This window comes from Paraburkholderia sp. J67, from assembly GCF_905220265.1.
Lineage (GTDB): Bacteria > Pseudomonadota > Gammaproteobacteria > Burkholderiales > Burkholderiaceae > Paraburkholderia.
Genome location: NZ_CAJMZK010000013.1, coordinates 142,079 through 165,865, shown reverse-complemented (window position 1 = coordinate 165,865; position 23,787 = coordinate 142,079). Strand labels below are relative to the sequence as shown.

Here is a 23,787-nt window from a genome sequence, read left to right as displayed (position 1 = left end):
CGGGAAGTCCGTGGTATCTATGCGACAATTATATGTTCTCGGCGGCCCGGCCATCGCATCCCGATTCCGGGGTTGCGCAGGCCCTGCGCGCCGCCATCCTACCGTTTCAGGCGACCTTCATGACTGACATCACTTCTGCCGACCCGGCGGGCCAGGCGACTCCGGCAATGGAGCGCACCGACATGAACCTGATCTGGCTCGATATGGAGATGACGGGTCTCGACCCCGATAATGACCGGATCATCGAGATCGCCGTGGTGGTGACCAACTCCACGCTCGACAAGCTGATCGAAGGCCCGGTGCTGGCGATCCATCAGCCGGAAGCCGTGCTCGACCGCATGGACGAGTGGAACCGCAACACGCATGGCCGCTCGGGCCTGACCGAGCGCGTGCGCGCCTCGACGGTGACCGAAGAAAGCGCCACCGAACAGATCATGGCGTTCCTCGCCCAGTACGTGCCGCCGGGCAAGTCGCCGATGTGCGGCAATTCGATCTGCCAGGATCGCCGCTTCATGGCGCGCTGGATGCCGACGCTCGAGCGCTTCTTCCACTACCGCAACCTCGACGTGAGCACGCTCAAGGAGCTGTGCCGCCGCTGGCAGCCTGCCATCTACAAGGGCTTCCAGAAGCGCGCGATGCACACGGCGCTGGCCGACATCCACGAGTCGATCGACGAACTCAAGTACTACCGCGAGCATTTCCTGATTCCGTCGGCGCCGGCTGCCGATGCGATGCAGCCGCCTGCGGGCGACGCCGCGAAGTAAGGCGCGCGAGCCACACCGGGGCGCGGCTTGCCCCATGAAAGACGGCGCCCTCGGGCGCCGTTTTACGTTGCGGGGCGGCCGAACGTGGCCTGCCTGGCGTTTATGGTCCTTCTGGTGCTCAGGCGCGCGGCGGACGCTGTGCGTTCTTCGGCCGGAATGCCGCCACGACGGCGGGATCGGTCTCGATATACGGGCCGCCGATCAGGTCGATGCAGTAGGGCACCGCCGCGAAGATGCCGGGCACAGTGCTTTTGCCGTTCTCGTCGCGCAGCCCTTCCAGCGTTTCCTTGATCGATTTCGGCTGGCCGGGCAGGTTGATGATGAGCGCGGCGTGGTCGTCGGTTTCGCGAATTACCGCGACCTGGCGCGAGAGGATTGCCGTCGGCACGAAATTCAGGCTGATCTGGCGCATCTGCTCGCCAAAACCCGGCATTTCCTTCGTGGCGACGGCCAGCGTCGCTTCGGGTGTGACGTCGCGGCGCGCGGGGCCGGTGCCGCCCGTCGTGAGCACAAGGTCGCAGCCAAGGCCATCGACGAGCGCCGTGAGCGTGGCCGAGATAGTCGCCGCATCGTCGTGGATCAGGCGCGTTTCGGCGCGCCACGGCGATTTCAGCGCCGCGCCGAGCCACTCCATCAGCGACGGAATGCCCTTGTCCTCGTAGACGCCCGCGGTGGCGCGGTCGCTGACCGACACGAGGCCGATCACGAGTTCCTCAGGCTGGCGACGCTCAGGCTTCGTCATCTTCCTCGTCCTCGCCCGCGTGGTGCTTCGCGGGCGCGTCGGCCTCCTCGTTGCCCTGGCTGCTCACGTCCTTGATCCACTGGAACAGTTCGCGGAAGTACTTGGGCGGCTTGGCCTGCTGCTGCTCGCGGCGCGCGTTGCGGATCAGCGTGCGGCCTTCCTGCGGGTCGGCAGCCGGATACTCGCGGATAAAGGCGGTGAGCGCATCGTCGTTGGCCAGCAGCTTGTCGCGCGTGCGCTCGATCCAGTGCAGGCGCGCCGTGGCGGCCTTGTTCACGCCGCGATGCTCGTCCAGCGCCGTGCGCAGGGCGGCGACTTCGGCTTCGGTCAGACCGCGCATCATGCGGCCCACATACTGGAGCTGACGGCGACGGCCTTCGTGGTCGGTGATGCGGCGCGCTTCGCGCACGGCGTCGGCGACGTCTTCCGTCATCGGCATGCGTTTGAGCGCGTCCTTGGGCAGCTCGACGAGCGCGATGCCCAGCTGCTGGAGGGCTTCCATCTCGCGCTTGAGCTGCGATTTGCTCGGGCGATCGTAACCGTTGTCGTCGACTTCGGCGACAGCGTCGTTCATGGGTTGAATGCGGGTTTTGCGTTTCATGACGCATATTGTAGCGTGCGCGCGCGAGCCGGTCGGGCTGGAAGCCGGCGACCAGGGGCGGAAAGTGCGCGTCATGCGGCATTGCGGCACGCTCGCCCTCGGTGCGCGTTCGCATACCTTGCTATGATCGCGAAACGCGTCAAACGTCACGGCGCCACGCGCATCACTTGCGCAGCAAGCGCGCGACGCATCACGCGACACCTCCGACACACGACAAGCGGGCCGCACCGGCCCGAAACCGGACCGTAACGACAATGGCTGCAGACCTCGAAGCCCGGCAACGTTTTTTCCCGCACACCCAGGACGAACTGAAGGAGATCGCGTCGGACATCCTCCGCCACGCGAAGACCCTCGGCGCAAGCGACGCCGCGACCGAGATCTCCGAAGGCGATGGTCTTTCGGTGTCCGTGCGACGCGGTGAAGTCGAGACCATCGAGCACAACCGCGACAAGATGGTCGGTGTGACCGTCTATATCGGCAAGAAGCGCGGCAACGCGAGCACCTCGGACTTTTCCGCGCAGGCGCTCAAGGACACCGTGGCGGCCGCCTACAACATCGCGCGCTTCACCGCCGACGACGACTGCGCCGGCCTCGCCGAGCGCGAGTTGCTGGAAAACGCGCCGCGCGACCTCGATCTCTATCACCCCTGGAGCGTGACGGCCGACGAAGCCGTCGAGATCGCGCGCCGCGCCGAAGACGCCGCATTCGCCACCGACCGCCGCGTGACCAATTCCGAAGGCGCGAGCGTCTCGGCGCAGCACTCGCAATTCGTGCTGGCCACCTCCGGTGGTTTCATGCACGGCTATCCGTACTCGCGCCACTACGTGGCCTGCGCACCCATCGCGGGCACGGGCCGCAGCATGCAGCGCGACGACTGGTACACCTCGCGGCGCAACGCGAGCGAACTGGCTTCGCCCGAAGCGGTGGGTCGTTACGCCGCGGAGCGCGCGCTCTCGCGCCTGAACGCACGCGGCCTCGACACCCGCAAGGTGCCGGTGCTGTTCGAGGCGCCGCTGGCGGCCGGTCTGCTCGGCGCGTTCGTGCAGGCCACGAGCGGCGGCGCGCTCTATCGCAAGACCTCGTTCCTCGTCGATAGTCTCGGCAAGCCGGTGTTCGCGCCGCATATCCAGATCGTCGAAGATCCGCACGTGCCGCGCGCCGCGGGCAGCGCGCCGTTCGACGAAGAAGGCGTGCGCACGCAACGTCGCGAAGTCGTCAAGGACGGCGTGGTGCAGGGCTACTTCCTCTCGTCGTATTCGGCGCGCAAGCTCGGCATGCAGACGACCGGCAATGCGGGCGGCTCGCACAACCTGCAACTGCAAAGCTCGCTGACGAACCCCGAAGACGACTTCGAGGCCATGCTCAAAAAGCTCGGCACGGGTCTGCTGCTCACCGAATTGATGGGGCAGGGCGTGAACTTCGTGACGGGCGACTATTCGCGCGGTGCGTCGGGCTTCTGGGTCGAGAACGGCAAGATCCAGTATCCGGTCGAGGAAATCACGGTGGCGTCCACGCTGCAGGAGATGTTCCGCCATATCGTCGCGGTGGGCGCGGATACGCTCGCACGCGGCACGCGTCAAACCGGCTCGGTGCTGATCGAGCGCATGACGGTGGCGGGGCAGTAAAGCTTGCGCGCTTAACGCGTTAGCGGAAATGAAAACGGCACGCCCTGGCGTGCCGTTTTTTTTGAGCGCTTCGAGCGTGCTCGTGCGCAGCGATCGGCTCAATCCCGCCGCTCGTACGTCACAAACGCGAAATCGAAGTTATTGGGCGCGTTCGCGTGCAAGGTCTCGCGTGCCGTCTCGCGCCAGATCGCCGTGTCCGGCGCGGGGAAATGCGCGTCGCCGTCGAAATCGGCGGCGATCTCCGTGACGATGAGTTTCTGCGCGAGCCCGATGCCCTCGGCATAGAGTTGCGCACCGCCGATCAGGAACGCTTCGGGTGCCTGGTCCTCGCCCGCGAGCGCAAGCGCCGCTTCGAGGCTCGTCACCGTATCGCAGCCGGCAAAGCGCTTCGTGGCGTCGCGCGTGACGACGATGTTGCGCCGTCCGGGCAGTGCGCGGCCGATCGATTCGTGGGTCTTGCGGCCCATCACGATGGGCGCGCCCATGGTGGTGCGCTTGAAGAAAGCGAGGTCTTCGGGCAGCCGCCAGGGCAGCTCGTTGTCGCGGCCGATCACGCCGTTTTGGGCGCGAGCGACGATCAGGGTGAGCGTCGTCATCGAGAGGGTCGGAGAGAGTCGAATTGCGAAGGAATTGAAAGGTCGATCGCAGCGATTCTACCCGACGGCGCTTCGAACACCCGTTGCCCGTCCTGAGCCACTTGCGCCCGAACGCGCCGCCGCGGTCACACCTGGCCGCATCGGCGCGTCGGCCGCCATCCTCTCAAGCTTCGGGATCAGGCAGCGGACCCGTCACGGCCGCCAGGTTCTCGGCCTGATTTTCGGCTTCCGCGCCGAAGATGCTCTTTTCGTCGCGCAGCCCATGCGTGCCCATCAGCCGATAGAGCGTCACCCGCGAGATGCCGAGATCGGCCGCCGCTTCGGTCAGGCGGTGGCGGTGGCGCAGCAACGCCGCCTCGATCGCGCGCTTCTCGGCCGCTTCGCGCGCCTGCGCGAGCGTGACCGTCTGCTGCTCGGTGAACTGGCCGAGGTCGAGATCGTCCGCCGAGAGCAGCTTGCTTTCGGCCATCACGATCGCGCGCCGCACGCGGTTGATGAGTTCGCGCACGTTGCCGGGCCAGTTGTAGTTGTACATGGCCTCGATGGCGTCGGGCGTGAAGCCGCGGATCTTGCGCGCGCTGTCCATCTTGAACTTGTGCAGCACGTGATGCGCGAGGATCTCGATGTCCTTGCCGCGCGCGCGCAGCGGCGGTTCGTCCACGCGCAGCACGCACAGGCGGTGAAAGAGGTCCGCGCGAAAGCGCCCGTCGCGCATCGCCGCTTCGAGATCGACGTGGGTGGCCGAAATGATGCGCACGTCCACGGGAATCTGTTCGTGTCCGCCCAGGCGCTCGATCTTGCCCTCCTGCAGAAAACGCAGCAGGCTTGCCTGGCTTTCCATCGGCAGATCGCCGATTTCGTCGAGGAACAGCGTGCCGCCGTTGGCGGACTCGACGCGGCCGATCTTGCGCTGGTTCGCCCCCGTGAAGGCGCCACGCTCATAGCCGAATAGTTCGGATTGCAGAAGATGGTGCGGAATCGCGCCGCAGTTGATCGGCACGAACGCCGCCTTGCGGCGTGGCGAGCGTTCGTGGATCGCGAGCGCGGTGAGTTCCTTGCCGGTGCCGGACTCGCCCGAGATGAACACCGTCGCATCCGTGTTCGCTACCTTGCGGATGGTGCGAAAGAGTTGTTGCATCGCTTCGCAGGTGCCCACCATCTCGTCTTCGTCCTGGCTCGTCGCCGAGGCCGGGGCGTCGTCGAAGTCGCACAGCGTGACCATGCCGAAGGCGTGGCCCACGAGATAGTCGAGCGTCGCGGGCGCGACCGGCAGGTGCACGTAGTCGAAGCAGTAGTGGCGGATCAGGCGGCGCACTTCGGGGTCGGTCAGGCGCTGCGCGTCGGTGAGCGCGATCCAGCCTACCTGCTGTAGCCGCAGCGCGGCTTCGAGCCCGGCCAGATCGCGCGGCGCGAAGCCGGTCAGGTCGACGATGCCCGCGCAGGTCGGCTCCTGTTTGACGAGGCGCGTGGCTTCGTGCGCGGTCTTGGCGGTGGCGACTTCCCAGCCGCGGCTCTTCAGATACGCGCCGAGCTGGGCGTCCGGGGTGCGGGCGACGTAGAGCAGCATCCGGTCGATGTCCGCAATCGGCCTGCCGTCGCTCGCGCGTCCCGCCGCGCGCGGCGCGCTCGATGCCGCATCCGCCGACGTTGCGGACCTGGCCACGTCCGGCGCGTCGAGCCCGCGCGCCGTGGTGTCCGCTTTGCCTTCGGTCGCGCCATGCGTCGCGCCGTTTTCCGCATACGTGGCATGCGGCGGCTGTCCGACCACGGCGAGCCGCTGGCTCGCCCCGGCGAACGACGTTACGTTGGCGCTCAGATGTGAGGATTCGCGCACGATCAACCTCGCATTCATCAGAAGGTATAGGGGAACCGCACGCCGACAACGAAATTCGGCGCATCGGGCGTGAGACCGATCGCAACGGCGCCGTTGATCGTCAGGTGCTTGTTGACCACATGATTGAGCCCGAAGTTGAGCACCGAGGCAGTCGTTTCGCTGCCCGGCACGCCGGTCCAGCTGCCGCCGGGCGCCTTGGTCTTCGACTGCGGCTCGATGGCCATCGTGTAGGAGATGCTGGCCGAATCCTTGTCGGAGAAGGCGAGCGCGACGCCGCCTCCGAACTGCACGATGTCGCCGAGCTTCACGTCCGCAGGCTCGGTTTGCCCGACGACCGACGAGATGTCGGCGAACGAGCGCGAAATGTTGTACGTGTACGAGAGGCTGCCGAACAGCACGACCGGATCGTAGGTCTTGAGCACCGACAGACCCGCCGTGACATTCCAGAAGCCGGTGCCGGTGGGCAGCTTGCTCGGCGCGACGAGGTTGGTGTTGTCCTGCGTGAGTTGCTGCACCTTGATGCCGAAGGGCGAGGTGCCGGTCGGCGTCTTCACGCGCAGGCTGCCGACCACGTCGGGCAGGTTGTTGGTTTCCTTCAGGAACTGGTAGTAGATCCCGAAGTTCACATCGCCGATGGCGTTCGAGTTCACCGACGCATCGGACAGCGAACTCGCCGCGCCGCCCGCGCCGCCCACGATGAAGCTGCTGTGGCGGTAGATGTAGGGCACGTCGACGTCGATGCTCATGCGGTCGGTGATGCCGTACCGCGTGTCGAGATCGGCCATGATCTGGTGCGACTTGGTTTCGCCCAGATTGATGTTGCCGAGGAAAATCGCGTCCAGCGCAAGGAAACCCGAGAGCTGTAGCTGACGACGATCGTAGTACGTGTCGCTGATACCCCAGTCAAGCGTGAGCTTGTGGTCGAAGAGTGGCGCATGCTCGCGCTCCACGACGGCCTGCTCGGCCTGGGTGCGCTCGGGTGCGGCGTTCTTCTGGGTTTCGCCCACGGTCGGGCTGGCCGGATTCACGCCGACGGGCGCGCCCTGCTGCGGGCCGCTCGCCGCCGATGTGCCCGTCGCGGCGCCAGCCGTGCCGGCGTCGGGCGAGGGCGGATTCACCGGCACGCCGGTGGCGGTGCCCGTGAGGGCGCCGGGCGCATTGGCGCCAGGCAGCGCCTGCGCGAGCGGCGGCAGCGGGACGGGCAGGCCGTCCGCGCCGGGCTGTTCGGCGACGCTCGTGCCGGAAGAGGCGTCGGGCGCACCGGCGCCCGGCACGCCACGTCCGCGCTCGGACATTTCCAGGTTGGTCACCTGGCGCTCGAGAGACTGGATCTGGCGTTGCTGCTCGTCGACCACACGCATGAGCGTGTTGACCCGGTCTTCGAGCGATTGGCCTTGCAGCGCCTGCGCATGAGCGGTTTGCGCGAGCGTGAAAAGCAGGACTGCTGCTGGAATAGCACCCAGCCGCAATTGCGGCGCTGCCGTCTTGAATATCGTGTTCATTCTTCTTCCCCCGGATCGAAAGCGGGCGGATGACAGAACCCCCTGGTTCCGTGCCCGCGCACGTCGATGCATCTCCTCAATACGTCGCGCAGCACCTGCTCCTGCGCGTACGGCTCCTTCGGTCTCCTCTGTTTTCAGCCGCCCCTGGCGGAGGGCGGCGTGTCGTTGGCGGTTGGGTTGTCAGCGGATGTTGCGCAGAGCTTGTAGTACGCCGGTCTGCCGGATCATTTGCGCAGTCAGCTGCTGCGTTTGCAGACTGAGTTGCAACTGATTGGCGACCTGCTGGTTATTACCCGCGATCTGGAGCAGCTGGGCGATCGAGCCCGCCTGCGCCGTGTTGCTCGGCATGATGTTTTGCGTCGCCCTGCCGGCGGGTGTTTGCAACGTGACGTTGATACCGTTGTTGCCGAAGGCGATCCCGGCCGTGATGGTGCCGTTGGCGTTCGAGGCCGAGGCGCTCGGCGAATTCGCGCCCGTGAGTTGCTGCGTGGCGCTGTTGTTGTAGTCGATGGTCGCCGAGTTCATGCCGATGTTGCTGTTGCCGGCGACCTGGGTGACTTGCGAGACGCCGTTGACGGCCACGTTCTGTCCGCCCGAGACCGACGTATCCGGCGTGGCGCCGCTGTTGCGCCTCGTCGTGCCGCCCGGGACGGGGTCGGTGACCTTGGCGCTCGTCTGAACGCTCGCGCTCAGCTGATTGGACGTACTCTGCTCGACCGTGAGCGTGCCCTGGGCCGCGGCGGTGGCGCCGTTGGGCAGCTGCCATTGCGACAGCACGTTGAGAACCATGCCGGAAATCATGTCGTTGCCGGCGTATTTACCCGTTTGATGCGCAAGCACGTCGTCGTCGACGGCTTCGATCTGCACGGGGTGTGCGTCGGCGCCGCCCGCGGCGAGAAACGCGGGCGTGGCGGGTTGCGTGTCGGCAAGGCTCTCGGCGGCGCTTGCTCCGCTCGAATAAGCGCAGGCGAGCGCGCAGATCCCTGCTGCGATGCCAGTTTGTGAGAGGTTGCGATTCATGACTCTTGTGTACTTCAGAACATGACGGCCTTATCGAGGCCGTATTCGAAGAAGGGAGTCGCGGCCGTGCCGTTCAGCAGGGCGTTTTCGCGCATCTTCAACGCGATCGACTCGTTGTTCTGCAACAGCGGAGAGTCCTCCAGGAACGGTTTGCCGAGCACTGCGAAGACGAGTCCGTTCCAGGTCTTCGCGAAATCGTCCTCAGCGACGATTCGATTGCCGAGCGCGGGGTCCGCAATGAAGACGCGGCCGTTCTCGGCGTGCTTGACGATCACGAAGTGCTCATAGCCATCGATGTTCATCAGCACGAGCACGGGAATCTGCAAGTGGTACAGGGCGTCGGTGTTGACGCGGAAGCCGCGCCCGCGCAGGCCGATCGTTTCGACGAACTTCTTCATGTCGAGCATGGAGAAGCCGTTCTTCACGACGACATCGGGCGTGGAGAAGACCATCATTCGGCGGATCATTTCCGGTTCGGGAATGTCGATGCCATAGCCGTACTTGAGCAGCGTGGCGAGCGCGGCGGCGCCGCAGCTGTAGTCGTACTGCTGGCTGACGATGTTGCCGTAGCGAATGTCCCGCATCGAGTGGAGCGGTAACTTGATCGGCACGCCCACGAGATGGGTCGCATCGATACTCGACTGAGCACGGCAAGGCACAAAAGCCGCGGTGACGGCGAGCGTCAGCGCGACACAACACAGCCTTGACGCCGGGGACAAAACGGTCCCGGACATGGTGGTCTCCTGCTGTTAATCGCGCCGGCGGTTGCAGAAGCCGCCGGCGCGTGCACTACCCTTCGAACGGAGCAGATTACTTGCCGACTACCGGCACGCTCATGGCCGCGATGGCGAGGCCGTTGTGCTGCACGTTGCCGACGCCGCCGGCGATGTTCACGCCGATGTTGCCGGTTGCGCCAGCGAGCGCACCTTGACCGAGCATTGCCGTGCCACCGAAGCTGCCGGTGAACGACGTGTCAGCCTTCTGGCTGGTCTGATCGGTCGCGACCATCGCCCAGCTGTTGGCGCTGTCGCCACTCGTCGTGGTCGAAGCGGCCAGGCTGTTGTTCTGCGCGTTGCCCACGCCCGAGGCCACGTTCACGCCGATGTTGCCGGTTGCGCCCTTGAGCGCGTCCGTACCGACGCTCGCGTTGAGCATGTAGTTGTTGACCTTCACGTTGCCGCCAGCACTTTGCACGTTGAAGATCTGGGCATTGCCGAACACGTTGCCTGCGTCGACGGCGGCAAGCGAGGCGTCATTGCTTTGTGCGTTGTTCACGCCTTGGGCAATGTTCACGCCGATGTTGCCGGAAGCACCGCTGAGCGCGCTGCTGCCCGTGGTGGCCGTGAGGGTGGTGGCAGGCTGATTGTTATAGTGCTGCGTGATCGAGCCCGTTACCGTCACGTCGGTCTTGTCGAGCGTCGAGTCGAAGCCCCACTTGGCGGAGAAGCCGTTGTTGGTCTTCGAAGACGACGATTCGTAGCCCGAAGATTGTTCGGCAAACGCGCCATAGCCCGACCCTTCGGAAGCCTGATAGCCCCATTCCTTGCCCTGGCCAGAGCCTTGCGTCGCTTCGAAGTAGCCGCCGATGCCCGAGCCCTTTGCATAGCTCGATTCGTTGTAGCCAGCCGAGAAGCCGCCTTGCGCGTGGAACGCGTCGATGCCGGCGTGCGGGCCATTGAACGAGATATATTCGAGCGAGCCGCCGGCGTGGCCGCCTGCCGAGATATGTGCACCCTGGCTTTGCTGCGTGTTGTAGAAGTAGCCGCCGATGCCGGAGCTTTGCTGGCTATATTCATAGCCGCCGCCCTGGACTTGCGCGCTTTGCTGGCCATAGACATAGCCGCCCGAGGCCTCGTAGCCTTGTGCGCTATGCGACTTCGACGAACTCCACGTGGACAGATCGGCGTATGCCGAGCCGCCGCCCTTCACTGAGGAATACGAATTATTGAAGTGCGTGGTGACGGATCCGCTCGTGTAGTTGGAGGGGTTCGGGTTCAACGTGACATACGAGGTCACCGTCTGCGTGTTGTTCACGACGGCGCCTGCGGTGCTGCTGACACCCACGCAGCCGAACAGTGAGACCCAACCGACGATGCCCACTTGTTCTCCGACGATCGTGGCATTGAAGATGTACGGGTCAACCGGGCCATTGGCGAGGGCGCTGCCCGAGGCGGCGAGAACAGCTGCAGCAATGAGAGTGCGCTTCATGATTTCGCTCCGATACAGATCGTTCAGTTAGAAAAGAGTGCCCGCCGGGGGACGGAGCACAAAACTGTTTGCCGTAGCGTTACCGGCGCCAGCGGTCTGGTTCACCTGCACAAGACCCGTTGCATTCCTGAAAGCCGAGTTACTGATACTTGCCTCACGAATGCCACTGGTCTGCACCGTTTGACCCCTACCACCGTTCGTTGCAGCCGTCGCGGACAGGACGTTATCCGAGACGGTTTCAACACCCACCGCAGCAGTGCTGATTTGTGCACTGTTGCTCTGGAGATTGCCTACGCCCGCGGACTGGTTCACCATCACCGCTCCGGACGTATTCGCAAAGGCGTTGTCGCCGATGCCCGCAATGGCGCCCCGCAGCCGTGCGGCGGCGTTGGCCCCTTGCGAAATGAGGTTGTCGGTGCCGACCGTCGTGCCGCCGGTCGCGATCGACAACTGATTGGACTGCGCGTTATTCAGGCCCGCTGTTTCATTCACCGTCAGCGCGCCGCTCACGCCGGCGCCGGCGCCAGGGGCGATCACGGAGATGCCGCTCACCGCTGCCTGGGCGTGCGCCGCGCCGCTGGCGGCGAGGGTTGCGCACAGCGCGAGCGCCGCGGGCAGATGGCGCATCGCGGGCGCACGGCGGTTCTGGCCGCGCAACACGACGAACGTGCTCATTTGAGGGCTCCCAGTGCGCCCGTGAGTGGCGCGAGCGCGCCAGTCACGGAAGACGAGATCGTGGCGCCGATGCCGCCGGCGCTTTGCGCGCTACCGCCCATCGCGACGTTGCTGCCGGTCTGGCTGCCCGCGAGGATGCGCGTGACCGCCTGCAGGCCGGCAGCCGAGCCGTTGAGCACGCCGCCTGTGTTCACGCCGCTCGAGCCGTGCGCGTTGGTGAGGTCGGTGTCGGTGACGAGCTGGGCGATAGCCGGATCGAAACTGTTCTTCGGGAACGTCGTCGCACGCACCGAGACCGGATCCTGACTGGTCGGCACGGCGCTGAAGGCGCTGCGCGGGGTAATGTCACGCTCGACGATGATGTCGCCGGGGTTGCTGACCTGCTGGGCGCCAATGCCTGCCGAAAGTGTCGCTGCGAGTGCGCCGCAGACTGCGGCCGCGCACCGGCTGTAACGCCGGCGCGAGCCAGGCGTCAAAAGGCGAACTGTCATGTTGGTCTCCATTTCTTCCCCGGGGCGGCGTGTTTCCTGCGCTGCTCCCGAACCACACCGCGTGCGGCGCGGATCCTGTGTCTCTATGTCCCTTACTGCCTGTGTGCGGTCCCCCTCATCGGGGCGGCCTACTTTCTGATATAGCTGGCGATGTTGCTGCCCTGCGCCGCCTGGCCGGCGTCGACCGGAATCGGCAACGGGGTGGGCGGGGCGATTTCGTCCCAGAGGGTCACGCTGCCGCCGCGCATGAGCTGCGGGGTGGCCGCGACCATCAACATGCCCACGGCGCCGCCACGTTGGCGCGACATGGTCTGGTCGTCGATCGAGCCAACCCCGGCGATCAGCGGTTCGTCGCCGGCCGGGCCCGGATCGGCGGCGAGCGGCGCGGCACTCAAGTTGCCGCCGCTCGTGCCGTTGTCCACATTGGGCGCCGCGCTCGCGTCGAGCGCCGGTGCCGCGATGGCGGATTCAGCCGTGAGCGTGGCGGAAGTTGTTGCAGGAACGACATCGGCGTTCACGCTCGCCACCACCATCGGGGCGCTCGCCGCTTCATTGGCGGTTTGCGCGTACACCGACGGCGCGACGGCGAGGAGCGCAGCGGGAATCAGCACGGCCGCGAGAGCGCTGGCGTTGCCGATTCCACTGAGCCTGACGTTCGAAGGGATGAGTCGCATGGCTTGTCTCCTGGTGAGGGGACATTTAGCGAAACGTGTGCCATGTCTCGCAATCCATTGATACGCCGTGGGTCGGGATATTTTCTGCGGATTTTGAATTGCGGTTTTTCGCGAAAATGTTTCAGCGCTGAAACGTCGGCCTCTTTAAACCCCTGGAAATCGTTCAGGAGTTTCAACGGAGAACGTTTGCGCGATTTTTTGTGTTACGTAATGACGTTACGTAATGACCGGGAGCGGGAACGTGGGGAATGGAAACATTCGGAATAAATTTCCTCTTATGATTCAGTGCGCTGGGTAATGGAAACCTTTCCATCGCGCCCTTATCTATTCACGCCGCATATTTCCTATCCAACTCCCCGGTGCATATAGTAAGCTTCAGAAAAACGCGTAAAGCTCAAAAGAAAAAGCCCAGCCATGGGTAGGTTGTTGACTACACACGTCGCAGCTCGGGGATTCACAGTCAGCAAAAGCCCTTTTGTCGTCTGGTCCGTTGGTGCCGGACGCACGGTGCGTTTGCTGCGTGTCTGTACATCAGGAGCGTGCCGTCATTCCGCAACGATGTGTTGGCAAAAGGATCTGAATAATGGAATCCGCAACGCGGCAGTTGGTTTACGTGACGCGCAGTCCCAACGAAGCGCTGAACGAGCGGTTCCACGAGCGCGGCTGGCAGGTGGAGATCGTGGGCAACGCCCGGGACGCCCGGCGCGCGCTGCGCGCAGGGCTGCCTGCGGGCGGCCTGCTCGACCTGTCGAGCCAGTTCCATCTGCATGAAATCGGGGCCTTCGAGCCCTGCCTGACGTTGCCCAATGTGGGCTGGGTCGCTGCAACCACCACGGGCCAGTTGCAGGACGCGAATCTGCGCCGGCTGGTGCGCGACTACTGTTTCGACTACGTAACGGTGCCGTGGAGCGGCGAGCGCATCGTCGATTCCGTCGGTCACGCCTATGGCATGGTGTCGCTCGTCGAAGCCGCCTCCAACGACACCACGGGCGGCGCCGAAGGCGAAATGGTGGGCTCGTGCGAGGCGATGCTCGCGCTGTTCCGCTCGATCCGCAAGGTCGCGATGACCGACGCGCCGGTGTTCATTTCGGGCGAGTCGGGCACGGGCAAGGAACTCACCGCCGTCGCCATCCACGAACGTTCGTCGCGCCGTAATGCGCCGTTCGTGCCGATCAACTGCGGGGCGATTCCGCCGCATCTGCTGCAATCCGAACTGTTCGGCTATGAGCGCGGCGCCTTTACCGGCGCGAGCCAGCGCAAGATCGGCCGCGTCGAAGCGGCCAACGGCGGCACGCTGTTCCTCGACGAAATCGGCGATCTGCCGATGGAAAGCCAGGCGAGCCTGCTGCGCTTCCTTCAGGAAGGCAAGATCGAGCGCCTGGGCGGCCACCAGTCGATGCCGGTCGATGTGCGCATCATCTCCGCGACGCACGTGGACATGCGCGCGGCCATGGTGGAAGGGCGCTTCCGTCAGGATCTGTATCACCGCCTGTGCGTGCTGCAGATCGACGAGCCGCCGCTGCGCGCGCGCGGCAAGGACATCGAACTGCTTGCCCGGCACATGCTCGAACGTTTCAAGAAAGACGGTGCGCGCCGTCTGCGCGGCTTCTCGCCCGACGCCATCGCCGCGCTGCACAACTACAGCTGGCCCGGCAACGTGCGCGAACTGATCAACCGCGTGCGCCGTGCCATCGTCATGTCGGAAGGGCGCGCGATCACGGCGCGCGATCTGGAGCTAGGTGATTACGTCGAGGTGGTGCCGGTCTCGCTCGCGCAGGCGCGCGAGGCGGCGGAGCGCCAGGCGATCGAACTGGCGCTGCTGCGCCATCGCGGCCGTCTGGGCGATGCGGCGCAGGAACTGGGCATTTCGCGTGTGACCTTGTATCGGTTGCTGTGCGCGCACGGCATGCGGCATATGGAAAGTGATCCGCTCGCGCCTCATCCGGGCGGCATGGTGTCGGGGGGTGGGGCCTGAGTCGGCCTCATGGTGGGGACCAGATAGCGGCCGCGCACGATCGCCCAATCGTTGCACTCTGGCCGGATAAGCGCTGTTGAAGCGCCTTAAGAGGCAATGAGAGTGTCAGGGGTGCAAGCGGGTTTGCGCGGGGGCGCGGACTCGCGCGGATGGCGGCTCGCGCATGCGGGCCGCCTTGTCCGCGACACCTTCCCGATTTGGCCGCCGACGATGAACAACGACAACGCGGCTTTCTGTGGATTTTTCCCGCGTTTCTGCCGCTTTTTTCTCGCATATCTCTCCCCATTCCGCCGCTAGCTTCGCGCTTTCTCCTCTGTCGTTCGCGCATTCCGATCATTGCGATAATCCGGATTAAAAATGTGCCCTGCGCGTGTCACGCGCAATCGCTTTTATTTCACGTGTAATTTTTCACGCTATTTGATTCGCTGTCTCACATGGTGTTTTTGCTGCGCTGCGCGGGTTTTTGCGGATTATCGACATGGGAGTTGTCGGCATTATTTTCCGCTTTGTCATGCTAATGCGCTTGTGCGCAAATGACGCTCCTGTGTCGGTCAGTGTTTTCGCCAGGTTTCATAACATCGGATGAATGGATTCGCCGCGCGCCGCTCTGTGGCACGCCAGTATTTCAGGCGATACGACCGTTGTCGCGCGCAAGTCTGAAATCGGCCTCGATCAGCGATCGGCCGCTTGCTATAGAATCTCGCTTTTGAAGCCGCACGGGGCGTTGGCGCCCCCGTTCAGGAACTCCGCATGAAACAGTATCTCGAGCTCGTTCGCTCGATTCTCGACACCGGCAGCTGGCAGGAAAACCGCACGGGTATCCGCACGATCAGCATGCCCGGCGCGATGTTGCGCTTCGACCTCCAGCAGGGCTTCCCGGCTGTCACAACCAAAAAACTCGCGTTCAAGTCGGCCGTGGGCGAACTGATCGGCTTCATGCGCGCCTCGCGCAGCGCGGCCGATTTCCGCGCGCTCGGCTGCAAGGTCTGGGACGCCAACGCCAACGATAACGCCCAGTGGCTCGCCAACCCGTATCGCCAGGGCACCGACGATCTCGGCGATGTCTACGGCGTGCAGTGGCGTCAATGGCCGGCCTACAAGGTGCTCGACGCGCACGCGAGCGAGCAGATCGCCGATGCGCAGTCGCGCGGCTATGCGCGCGTGACGGAATTCACCGAGGACGGACAGCCCAAAGTGCTGCTCTACAAGGCGATTGACCAGCTGCGCCAGTGCCTCGACACCATCATGAGCAATCCCGCCGATCGACGGATTCTGTTTCATGCGTGGAACCCGGCCGTGCTCGAAGAGATCGCGCTGCCTGCCTGCCATCTGCTTTATCAGTTCCTGCCGAACGCATCGAAGCGCGAAATCTCGCTTTGCCTGTACATCCGCAGCAACGATGTGGGCCTTGGCACGCCGTTCAATCTGACCGAAGGCGCGGTGCTGCTGCACCTCGTTGCGCGTCTGACGGGCTATACGCCGCGCTGGTTTACGTATTTCATCGGCGATGCGCATATCTACGAGAACCAGCTCGACATGCTCAACGAGCAATTGCGCCGTGAGCCGTTCGAAAGCCCGCGTCTGGAGATCGCCGATCGCGTGCCGGACTACGCGAAGACCGGTGTCTACGAGCCCGAATGGCTGGAGAAGGTCGAGCCGTCGGACTTCTCGCTGGAAGGCTATCGACATCACCAGCCGCTGACGGCGCCGATGGCGGTGTAACGTTTTTGCTGCTCTGAATGAAAAAGCCCGCGAACGGTGACGTTCGCGGGCTTTTTTACGTGGGTGCGGCGTTGAGCGCGTTAGCCGTGACGGCGATCGTCGTGGCCGCCGCCGGCATGCTCCTGCTGATGTTGCTGAGGTTGCGGCTGCGGACGCGGTTCGGCGTGCTGTTGCGGCTGGGGCTGCGGGCGGGGTTCCGCGCGCGGCTGGGGTTGTGGCTGCGGGTGGAACTCCTGACGCGGCTGGGGTTGCGGCTGCGGATGAAATTCCGCACGCGCCTGCTGCTGGGGTTGCGGGCGGGGCTCGGGGCGCGGTTGGGCTTGCGGCTGCGGGTGGAATGCCTCGCGCGGCTGTGGCTGCTGGGCCGGTTGTTGCGGACGGACATCCGCATGAACTTGCGGCTGAGCCTCAGGGCGTTGCTCGGGGCGCTGTTCAGGCCGCGCCTGGGCTTCGGGGCCATGTTGCGGCTGGACGGCCTGCGCCTGCGGAGCGTGCTCAGGTGAGTGCTCAGGCGAACGGTCGGGCGCGCCTTCATGCGCCTGCTGCATCGCGAATGCCTGCTGGCGGCCAGCTTCGTTCGCGCCGGGCTGGCCGCGCATCGCCATCGGCGCATGCGGCTGGGTCCACGCCGGCTGATGGGCTTCGCCCTGGGAACCTGCGACCGGCGCATGACCAACGTTCATTGCAGCCTGCGGCTGACCGGCTTCCGGGCGGCCGCCGCCACTGAACTGCGGCGGGTGCGGCACGCCGTGCGCTTCGTTCGGCTGCGCGGCGGCAGGTGCATGGCCGTTGTTCGTCATCGCGGGCGCGAAATTCGGCTGGCCATGCGGGGCCATTGCCTCGTTCGGGCCGTGCGGCGCGTTCTGCATCGCCATGCCCGGCGTGCCGTTCGGCCGTCCCTCGGCACCGATCTGCGGCGAGTGCGGCGGCACGACGCGAACGTTCTGCTGCGGCCAGCCGCCATGCGACGCGGTCGAGAAGGGCGCGAACGACGCATGCGCGGGCGCCGACACCCGCACGACCGGCGCACCGGCGCCCGGCACCGTGCCGCCGCCGTGCGCAAAACGTTGCGCGAGGTTGTCATGGAACGCGGGCGGCGCGACCGGCGCGCGCGTCGCCACGACCTGGCGCTGGTTGAGCGAGGCGGGCGGACGATAGTCGGCGCGGCGCATATTCGCGCCGAAGCTGCCCTGGACCGGCGCGATGCCCGGCGTGCCCGGCTGGATGCGTGCGTTCTGCCATTGGCGCGGATCGACGTGCTGTGCGAAGCGCCCCGTCGGCTGACCATGCACGAAGGCCGTCGCCGGCACGGCGGTCACGGCGCCCGGCACACGGTAGTTCACATACGTGTTGTGAACGTTGATGTTCGTGATGTTGACGTTCTGGCGATAGTTATTGACGACCACCGTCTGGTTGACGCGCTGATAGTAGTGCGGGCTCCAGCCGCCCCAGCCCGGATGCCAGGCTTCGCCCGGCCCGAGCGCGAACCACGCGACACCTGCTGCCGCCGCGCCGCCGATGGCGAGATTCACCCCCCAGTCGCTGCCACCGCCACCGCCGCCGCCCACGAACGCGACCAGCGCCGGCGCGTAGACGGGCGGCGCGTCCTCGACCATCGGGCCGGGCACCCACGCCCACGAATCGTCGACGTGCGCCCAGCGGCCATAGTGATAGGGCGCGAAGCCCCAAGGGGCGTCATCCACCCATGTCCAGCCCCAAGGCGCCTGCCAGACCCAGTGACCGTCGTGGTAGGGCGCCCAGCCCGCCGGTTCGGCGTTCGGCACCCACACCTCGCCGTATTGCGGGCTCTCGCGCCACGTGCCGTTGGCGTCCAGATCCTGATAACCGGGTATGTCGCGCGACACGTAGCGCGCCGAGACCGAGCGGTCTTCGGCGTTGTCGCGTGCGAGCGCCCACTGGTCGAAGGCGTCGGGCGGCGGCGCGGCGTCGCTCGCGACCTGCTGCAAGGCCGTGCCCGTGAAACGGATCTGCTGACCCGCCTGCATCGGCATCTGGCCGTTCTCGCCGTAGACGGTCACGCTGCCGCTGCGCACGGTGACGGTGGTGGCGCTGCCATCGGGCGCGACATCCACGCGATAGTCGCCCGGGCCGTTCAGGCCGAGGGCGAGATTGGGTGTATCGATTTCGTACGAGGTCCCGGCGGGCAACGCGCGCACGCGCGTCGAGAGCGTGCCCTGCGCGACCTTGAGCTGGGTGCTCGCATCGTCGAGATTGAGCACGTTGAGGCTCGTCTGCGGACCCATGCGCACGGCCGTCGAGCCGATGTGCAGCTCCGAGCGCGCATTGGCGTCGTTCCAGAGCTGGTCGCCGGTCGTGAGCGGACGGTTGACCTGGGCGTAGGACCAGTCGCTTGCGCCGGCCGGCTCGGTCGTGACGTCGCCGGCCATGTAGTCGAGACGCGCGACACGCGCAGGCGGGTCGCCGGCCGGCGCTGTCGTCTGGGCGATGGCGCCGGTGCTGGCGAGATTGAACGCGAAGGCGGCGAACACGGCGCCGGCGATGAGCGTGCGGCGCGTGATGATGGATCTGCGGACGAAGCTGCGTGCGTCGTAGCGCTGGAATGTTTTGGGTGTTTTCATGGTGTCTCTCCACGGCACCTCGAAGAGATTTCGGGATGCCATGTGGCGCACTGTATCCGCCGAGGGTGTTTCCATGCGCTCGGATTTGTTAAGGCATATGCACGAGATGTAACAGAACGTGTGATAGCGACCCTAAACGCCGGATTTAGGGAGGTTTTAAATGAATTTGTCGGCTATTTGTCAGGAGGTTGACCGCTTTAGCCACGCTCGAAGGCGTCGAATTCACGCTGCCCAAGTGGCGTGATCCGCAGCACGCGCGGGCGGCTCGTGCGCTCGACCCAGCCATTCGAGGTGAAACGTTCGAGCAGCGCTGCGCCGAGCGCACCGCCCAGGTGCGAACGCCGTTCGCTCCAGTCGAGGCAGGTACAGGCAAAGCGGCGCCGGCGCGTGCGCAGCGCGCCGAGGTCGACGCCCCAACCGCCAAGTCGGGCGACGCCCGCTTCGGTGGGTTCCAGATCGTCGCCATGCAACACGAGCAGGCCGCCTGCGACAAGCCGGTCGAACACGCGCACCGCGACCTCGCCAGCCATATGGTCGTAACAGGTGCGCGCGTGGCGCATCTCCACGGGCACTGTGCGGGCCGGCCGCGGCACCGGTTGCACCGGCGCGGCGGCGTGCGCGACATTCATGAGCGCCTCGATGGTCTGGGCGATTTCCGGCGTGGCGATGCGGTAGTAACGGTGCCGGCCGCGCACCTCGGGCGCGAGCAGGCCGCCTTCCGCGAGCCGCGCGAGATGGGCGCTGGCGGCGGACGGCGAGAGGCCCGCGATCAGCGTGAGTTCGCCCGCCGGCCGGGCACTGCCGTCCATGAGCGCCCACAGCATAGCGGCGCGGCCCGGATCGGCGAGCAGCGCGGCGACGCGCGCGAGGCCGGGGAAATGGCGGGATTCGTCGGCGGTGGGCAGGGGCATGATCGGCTCTCTCGGTCGTGGCGGCGGCCGGCGCGCGGCGCGGCAGCCCATGTGTCTACTCTAGCGAAACGCGGCATTCGACGTTTCAGGCTGCCGTGAAATATCGCATGCAAAGGACTGCCCGGCCTGCGCCCGAATCCGTGACGCGCCAGGCCACCGGGCTAGAATGGGGCTCTTTCTGAAGTCAGCAGGTAGTCATGAAACGCATTCTGGCCCTAGCAGCCGTCGCGCTGCTCTGCGCGGCCTGCGCTGGCGGTACGCCGCCGTCGAGCAGTTCGAGCGGCATCACCATGTACGGCACCCTCGACGAAGGCATTACGTTCCACAAGTGAGCGTCAATGAGGCCATGCGGATGTGTGGCAGAAATTGAAGGTCGAATGACGAGACTGCCGGTCACGCGCATGCGATGATGGTCTGTCTCGTCCCGAAGGCCGTCACCGCCTGCCGCTTCCATGTCTGCCAGTCAGTCCAACGCACCCGACGCACCCATTGCCCGCCACGTGGTCTTCGCGGTCGCGCCTGATCTCGTGTTGCTCGACGCCTGTGGTCCGATGGAGGCGTTCTGGCGCGCCGAACTCACGATGCGGACGAGGGCGCTGGCATCGTCGAATTCTTCCGCTCCGCTTGACCCCTGCGCCTATCGCATCACCCTCGCTTCGATCGAAGGCGGCGTGTTGCCGACGTTCGCCGGCCTGCCCGTGGTCGCCGAGCGGCTCGATGCGCTCGATCCCGCCACCATCGACACGTTGATCGTCCCGGGCGTCCCCATCGACGATCACACCGTCCTGCAGCCCGAACTGGTCGCGTGGATCGCGGCCCACGCGCCACGCGTGCGGCGCGTCGCCTCGGTCTGCACCGGCGCGTTCTATCTCGCCGCCGCGGGCTGGCTCGATGGCCGCCGCGCCGCGACGCACTGGCGCAACGCGGCGCAGCTTGCACGGCGCTTCCCGCAAGTCGACGTCGACGACGAACCGATCTTCGTGCGCGACGAGCGCGACGGCCGCGTGGTCTGGACCTCGGCGGGCGTGACGGCCGGCATCGACCTCGCGCTCGCGCTGATCGAGGAGGATTGCGGCCACGCGGTCGCGATGCAGGCGGCGCGCCGCCTCGTGGTGTTCATGAAGCGCCCGGGCGGCCAGGCGCAGTTCAGCGAGGCGCTTGAGGCGCAGAGCGCGGCGGGCGGCGCGTTCGACGCGCTGCACGGCTGGATGGCCGCGAACCTGCATGCCGAGCTGAGCGTCGAGCGCCTCGCCGAAGCCGCGTGCATGAGCCCGCGCACCTTCGCGCGGCGCTACGTGGAAGCGATGGGGCGTACGCCCGCGCGCACGGTCGCGGCCATGCGCGTCGAGGCCGCCGCGCACGCGCTTGCGCAGTCGCGCCTGCCGGTCAAACGTATCGCCGCCGACTGCGGTTTTGGCACCGAGCAGAATCTGCGACGTGCGTTCGAGCGGCGCTATGGCGTCTTGCCCGGCGACTATCGCGCCCGCTTCAGCGCGATGAGCGCTTGATACGGTCGCGATGACAGCTTGATGGCAGTGAAAGCGGTGCGGGGGCGGCGCTGTGATTGACATTTGGCGCTCGTATAATCGACGGCACCTAGAACAGTGACCGCGCGCGTGAGCGCGAGGCGCACAACCCCACGAACCGGAGCCGATATGAGTACGCCTTCCCAGCCACTGGACCGTTCGGAAACGACGTTCCGCTTCCTCGCCGAGCCGACTTCGGTGAACTTCGGCGGCAAAGTTCACGGCGGCGCGTTGATGAAGTGGATCGACGAAACGGCCTACGCGTGCGCCGCCGTCTGGTCGGGCCGCTATTGCGTGACCGTGAGCGTGGGCAACATCCGCTTTCGCCGGCCAATCCTCGTCGGCAACATGGTCGAGCTGCGCGCGCGCGTGGTCGCCACGGGCCGCACCTCGATGCATATCCACATCACCGTGCATGCGGGTGACCCGAAGAGCGGCCAGTTGCGTCTCACGACCGATTGCCTGATCGTGTTCGTGGCCGTCGACGAAAACGGCAATCCGATTCCCGTGCCCACGTTCGTGCCCGAGACGGACGAGCAGAAGCGCCTCGCGAAATACGCGCTCGACGTGAAGGAAGCGCTCGACGCGATCGTCGAACTCAAACCCGAAGAAGTGGCGAAGGGCCAGGTCTGACGCCTTCACGGTCAACGTGGCCAGCATGAAAAACGGGCGGCGAGGCATCCATCCTCGCCGCCCGTTTTTGCGTTTTAGCCCTTCAGCAACGATGTTTTATTTCGGCATGATTACTTCGCATTGCCGACCATCTCGCCAGGCTTCACCCATTCGTCGAACTGCTGCTCGGTCACATGGCCGAGCGCGAGCGCGGCCGCCTTGAGCGTCGTGCCTTCCTTGTGCGCCTTCTTGGCGATCTGCGCGGCCTTGTCGTAGCCGATGTGCGGATTGAGCGCCGTCACCAGCATCAGCGATTCGTTGAGCAGCGTCTCGATACGCGAATGATTCGGCTCGATGCCCACGGCGCAGTGATCGTTGAACGAGAGCGCGCCATCGGCGAGCAGGCGGATCGATTGCAGCACGTTGTGCGCGATCATCGGGCGGAACACGTTCAGCTCGAAGTTGCCGCTCGCGCCGCCCATGTTCACGGCCACATCGTTGCCGAACACCTGGCAGCAGAGCATTGTGACTGCTTCGGACTGCGTGGGATTGACCTTGCCCGGCATGATCGAGCTGCCCGGCTCGTTCTCGGGAATCGACAGCTCGCCCAGACCGCAGCGCGGGCCGCTCGCGAGCCAGCGCACGTCGTTGGCGATCTTCATGAGGCTCGCGGCCACGGTCTTGAGCGCGCCGTGCGCGAACACGAGCGCGTCGGCGGCGGCCATCACCTCGAACTTGTTGGGCGCGGTCACGAACGGCACGCCCGTGAGCTTCGCGATGGTTTCGGCCACCTTCTGCGCGAACTGCGGATGCGCGTTCAGACCCGTGCCGACCGCCGTGCCGCCCTGGGCCAGTTCATAGAGATGCGGCAGCGACGATTCCACATGCTTGATGCCGTGATCGAGCTGCGCGACATAGCCCGAGAACTCCTGGCCGAGCGTGAGCGGCGTGGCGTCCTGCAGGTGGGTGCGGCCGATCTTGACGATGCCCGCGAACTGCTTCGACTTGTCGGCGAGCGTGTCGCGCAGCGTCTTCAGCGCGGGCAGCAGATGCTTGACGATGCCGTAGGCGACAGCCACGTGCATGGCGGTCGGAAACACGTCGTTGGACGACTGGCCGCGATTGACGTCGTCGTTCGGGTGGATCTTGCGCGACTCGCCGCGCTCGCCGCCCAGAATTTCGCTCGCACGGTTCGCGATCACCTCGTTGAGGTTCATGTTGGTCTGCGTGCCGGAGCCGGTCTGCCAGACCGCGAGCGGGAATTCGCCCGCATGCTTGCCTTCGACGATCTCGTCGGCGGCCTGGACGATGGCGCGCGCCTTGGCTTCGTCGAGCACGCCGAGCTGCTGGTTCACCTCGGCGGCCGCGCGCTTGATCCACGCGAGCGCGGTGATCAGCTCGGGCGACTGCTTCTCGGACGAGATGCGGAAGTTCTGCAGCGAACGCTGTGTCTGCGCGCCCCATAGCTGGGCGGCCGGCACGGCGATCTCGCCGAACGTGTCGCGTTCCATTCTGACATTCTCATTGCTGGCGGTCATGTTGACACTCCGATGTTGAAGGCGGCGCCGGTGTATCGGCGCGGCGCCGCGTATGACGGGTCGGGTCCGCGTGGTGGCTGGGGGCAGCGGCGCAGCGAGGCAGCGCCTGCGTGAGCGCCGCAAACGGGCTTCACGCCTGGCTAGAACGGCGGACGATCAGGTTGCTCTTGC

General features: G+C 65.7%; 21 protein-coding genes. 7 read left to right on the top strand and 14 right to left on the bottom strand.

The features are described from left to right. Positions 1-119: 119 nt before the first annotated feature. A complete protein-coding gene (gene orn / locus U5782_RS23355) occupies positions 120-764 on the top strand; it encodes an oligoribonuclease (protein ID WP_322046241.1) in 645 nt (214 codons plus the stop codon). Between the two features lie 118 nt (positions 765-882). On the opposite strand, the gene mog is transcribed toward orn, so the two are convergent. Together mog and yjgA are read right to left on the bottom strand one after the other, a co-directional pair. Further along, entirely contained in the window at positions 883-1,506 is a 624-nt protein-coding gene (mog, locus tag U5782_RS23350; protein WP_322046240.1) for a molybdopterin adenylyltransferase, read from the bottom strand. Continuing rightward, positions 1,493-2,107, bottom strand: coding sequence for a ribosome biogenesis factor YjgA (gene yjgA, locus U5782_RS23345; protein ID WP_322046239.1), 615 nt, complete (start codon positions 2,105-2,107; stop codon positions 1,493-1,495). The genes mog and yjgA overlap by 14 nt, the downstream gene beginning before the upstream one ends. 254 nt (positions 2,108-2,361) lie before the next feature. On the opposite strand from yjgA, the gene pmbA reads away from it, so the two are divergent. Further along, positions 2,362-3,732: a metalloprotease PmbA gene (gene pmbA, locus U5782_RS23340; RefSeq protein WP_322046238.1), complete on the top strand. Its 1,371-nt coding sequence runs from the start codon at positions 2,362-2,364 to the stop codon at positions 3,730-3,732. Between the two features lie 98 nt (positions 3,733-3,830). Here the strand turns inward: pmbA and U5782_RS23335 are convergent, their stop codons facing one another. The 9 genes from U5782_RS23335 to U5782_RS23295 form a co-directional block, all read right to left on the bottom strand. Further along, complete coding sequence (locus tag U5782_RS23335) at positions 3,831-4,328, bottom strand: dihydrofolate reductase (protein ID WP_322046237.1); 498 nt, start codon at positions 4,326-4,328, stop codon at positions 3,831-3,833. Between the two features lie 163 nt (positions 4,329-4,491). Continuing rightward, positions 4,492-5,913, bottom strand: coding sequence for a sigma 54-interacting transcriptional regulator (locus U5782_RS23330; RefSeq protein WP_415914394.1), 1,422 nt, complete (start codon positions 5,911-5,913; stop codon positions 4,492-4,494). Positions 5,914-6,179: 266 nt separating this feature from the next. Next, complete coding sequence (locus U5782_RS23325; protein WP_322046236.1) at positions 6,180-7,664, bottom strand: hypothetical protein; 1,485 nt, start codon at positions 7,662-7,664, stop codon at positions 6,180-6,182. A gap of 180 nt (positions 7,665-7,844) precedes the next feature. Continuing rightward, complete coding sequence (locus tag U5782_RS23320; RefSeq protein ID WP_322046235.1) at positions 7,845-8,684, bottom strand: peptidase C39; 840 nt, start codon at positions 8,682-8,684, stop codon at positions 7,845-7,847. Positions 8,685-8,698: 14 nt separating this feature from the next. Continuing rightward, positions 8,699-9,418 carry a C39 family peptidase gene (locus U5782_RS23315; protein ID WP_322046234.1) on the bottom strand — a complete coding sequence of 240 codons (720 nt, stop codon included), beginning with the start codon at positions 9,416-9,418 and terminating at the stop codon, positions 8,699-8,701. A gap of 76 nt (positions 9,419-9,494) precedes the next feature. Then, entirely contained in the window at positions 9,495-10,892 is a 1,398-nt protein-coding gene (locus U5782_RS23310) for a hypothetical protein (protein WP_322046233.1), read from the bottom strand. A 27-nt stretch (positions 10,893-10,919) separates the two neighbouring features. Then, on the bottom strand, positions 10,920-11,567 hold the full coding sequence (locus U5782_RS23305) for a hypothetical protein (protein ID WP_322046232.1): 648 nt from the start codon (positions 11,565-11,567) through the stop codon (positions 10,920-10,922). Next, on the bottom strand, positions 11,564-12,058 hold the full coding sequence (locus U5782_RS23300) for a hypothetical protein (protein WP_322046231.1): 495 nt from the start codon (positions 12,056-12,058) through the stop codon (positions 11,564-11,566). The genes U5782_RS23305 and U5782_RS23300 overlap by 4 nt, the downstream gene beginning before the upstream one ends. A 128-nt stretch (positions 12,059-12,186) precedes the next feature. After that, positions 12,187-12,732 carry a hypothetical protein gene (locus tag U5782_RS23295; protein ID WP_322046230.1) on the bottom strand — a complete coding sequence of 182 codons (546 nt, stop codon included), beginning with the start codon at positions 12,730-12,732 and terminating at the stop codon, positions 12,187-12,189. A 583-nt stretch (positions 12,733-13,315) separates the two neighbouring features. Here U5782_RS23295 and U5782_RS23290 point away from each other — a divergent pair. Together U5782_RS23290 and U5782_RS23285 are read left to right on the top strand one after the other, a co-directional pair. Next, a complete protein-coding gene (locus U5782_RS23290; RefSeq protein ID WP_322046229.1) occupies positions 13,316-14,707 on the top strand; it encodes a sigma-54 dependent transcriptional regulator in 1,392 nt (463 codons plus the stop codon). A gap of 750 nt (positions 14,708-15,457) precedes the next feature. Further along, complete coding sequence (locus tag U5782_RS23285) at positions 15,458-16,429, top strand: thymidylate synthase (RefSeq protein WP_322046228.1); 972 nt, start codon at positions 15,458-15,460, stop codon at positions 16,427-16,429. Positions 16,430-16,509: 80 nt separating this feature from the next. On the opposite strand, the gene U5782_RS23280 is transcribed toward U5782_RS23285, so the two are convergent. Together U5782_RS23280 and U5782_RS23275 are read right to left on the bottom strand one after the other, a co-directional pair. Next, entirely contained in the window at positions 16,510-19,029 is a 2,520-nt protein-coding gene (locus U5782_RS23280) for a DUF6600 domain-containing protein (RefSeq protein WP_322046227.1), read from the bottom strand. A 197-nt stretch (positions 19,030-19,226) separates the two neighbouring features. Further along, entirely contained in the window at positions 19,227-19,940 is a 714-nt protein-coding gene (locus U5782_RS23275) for a helix-turn-helix transcriptional regulator (RefSeq protein ID WP_322046226.1), read from the bottom strand. Between the two features lie 197 nt (positions 19,941-20,137). Here U5782_RS23275 and U5782_RS23270 point away from each other — a divergent pair, with 197 nt between their 5' ends. From U5782_RS23270 to U5782_RS23260, 3 genes are all read left to right on the top strand, one after another. Continuing rightward, on the top strand, positions 20,138-20,272 hold the full coding sequence (locus tag U5782_RS23270) for a hypothetical protein (protein ID WP_322046225.1): 135 nt from the start codon (positions 20,138-20,140) through the stop codon (positions 20,270-20,272). Positions 20,273-20,392: 120 nt separating this feature from the next. After that, entirely contained in the window at positions 20,393-21,448 is a 1,056-nt protein-coding gene (locus tag U5782_RS23265; RefSeq protein ID WP_322046224.1) for a GlxA family transcriptional regulator, read from the top strand. A gap of 147 nt (positions 21,449-21,595) precedes the next feature. Further along, complete coding sequence (locus tag U5782_RS23260) at positions 21,596-22,099, top strand: acyl-CoA thioesterase (RefSeq protein WP_322046223.1); 504 nt, start codon at positions 21,596-21,598, stop codon at positions 22,097-22,099. A 110-nt stretch (positions 22,100-22,209) separates the two neighbouring features. Here the strand turns inward: U5782_RS23260 and fumC are convergent, their stop codons facing one another. After that, positions 22,210-23,589: a class II fumarate hydratase gene (fumC, locus tag U5782_RS23255; protein ID WP_322046222.1), complete on the bottom strand. Its 1,380-nt coding sequence runs from the start codon at positions 23,587-23,589 to the stop codon at positions 22,210-22,212. Positions 23,590-23,787: the final 198 nt, after the last annotated feature.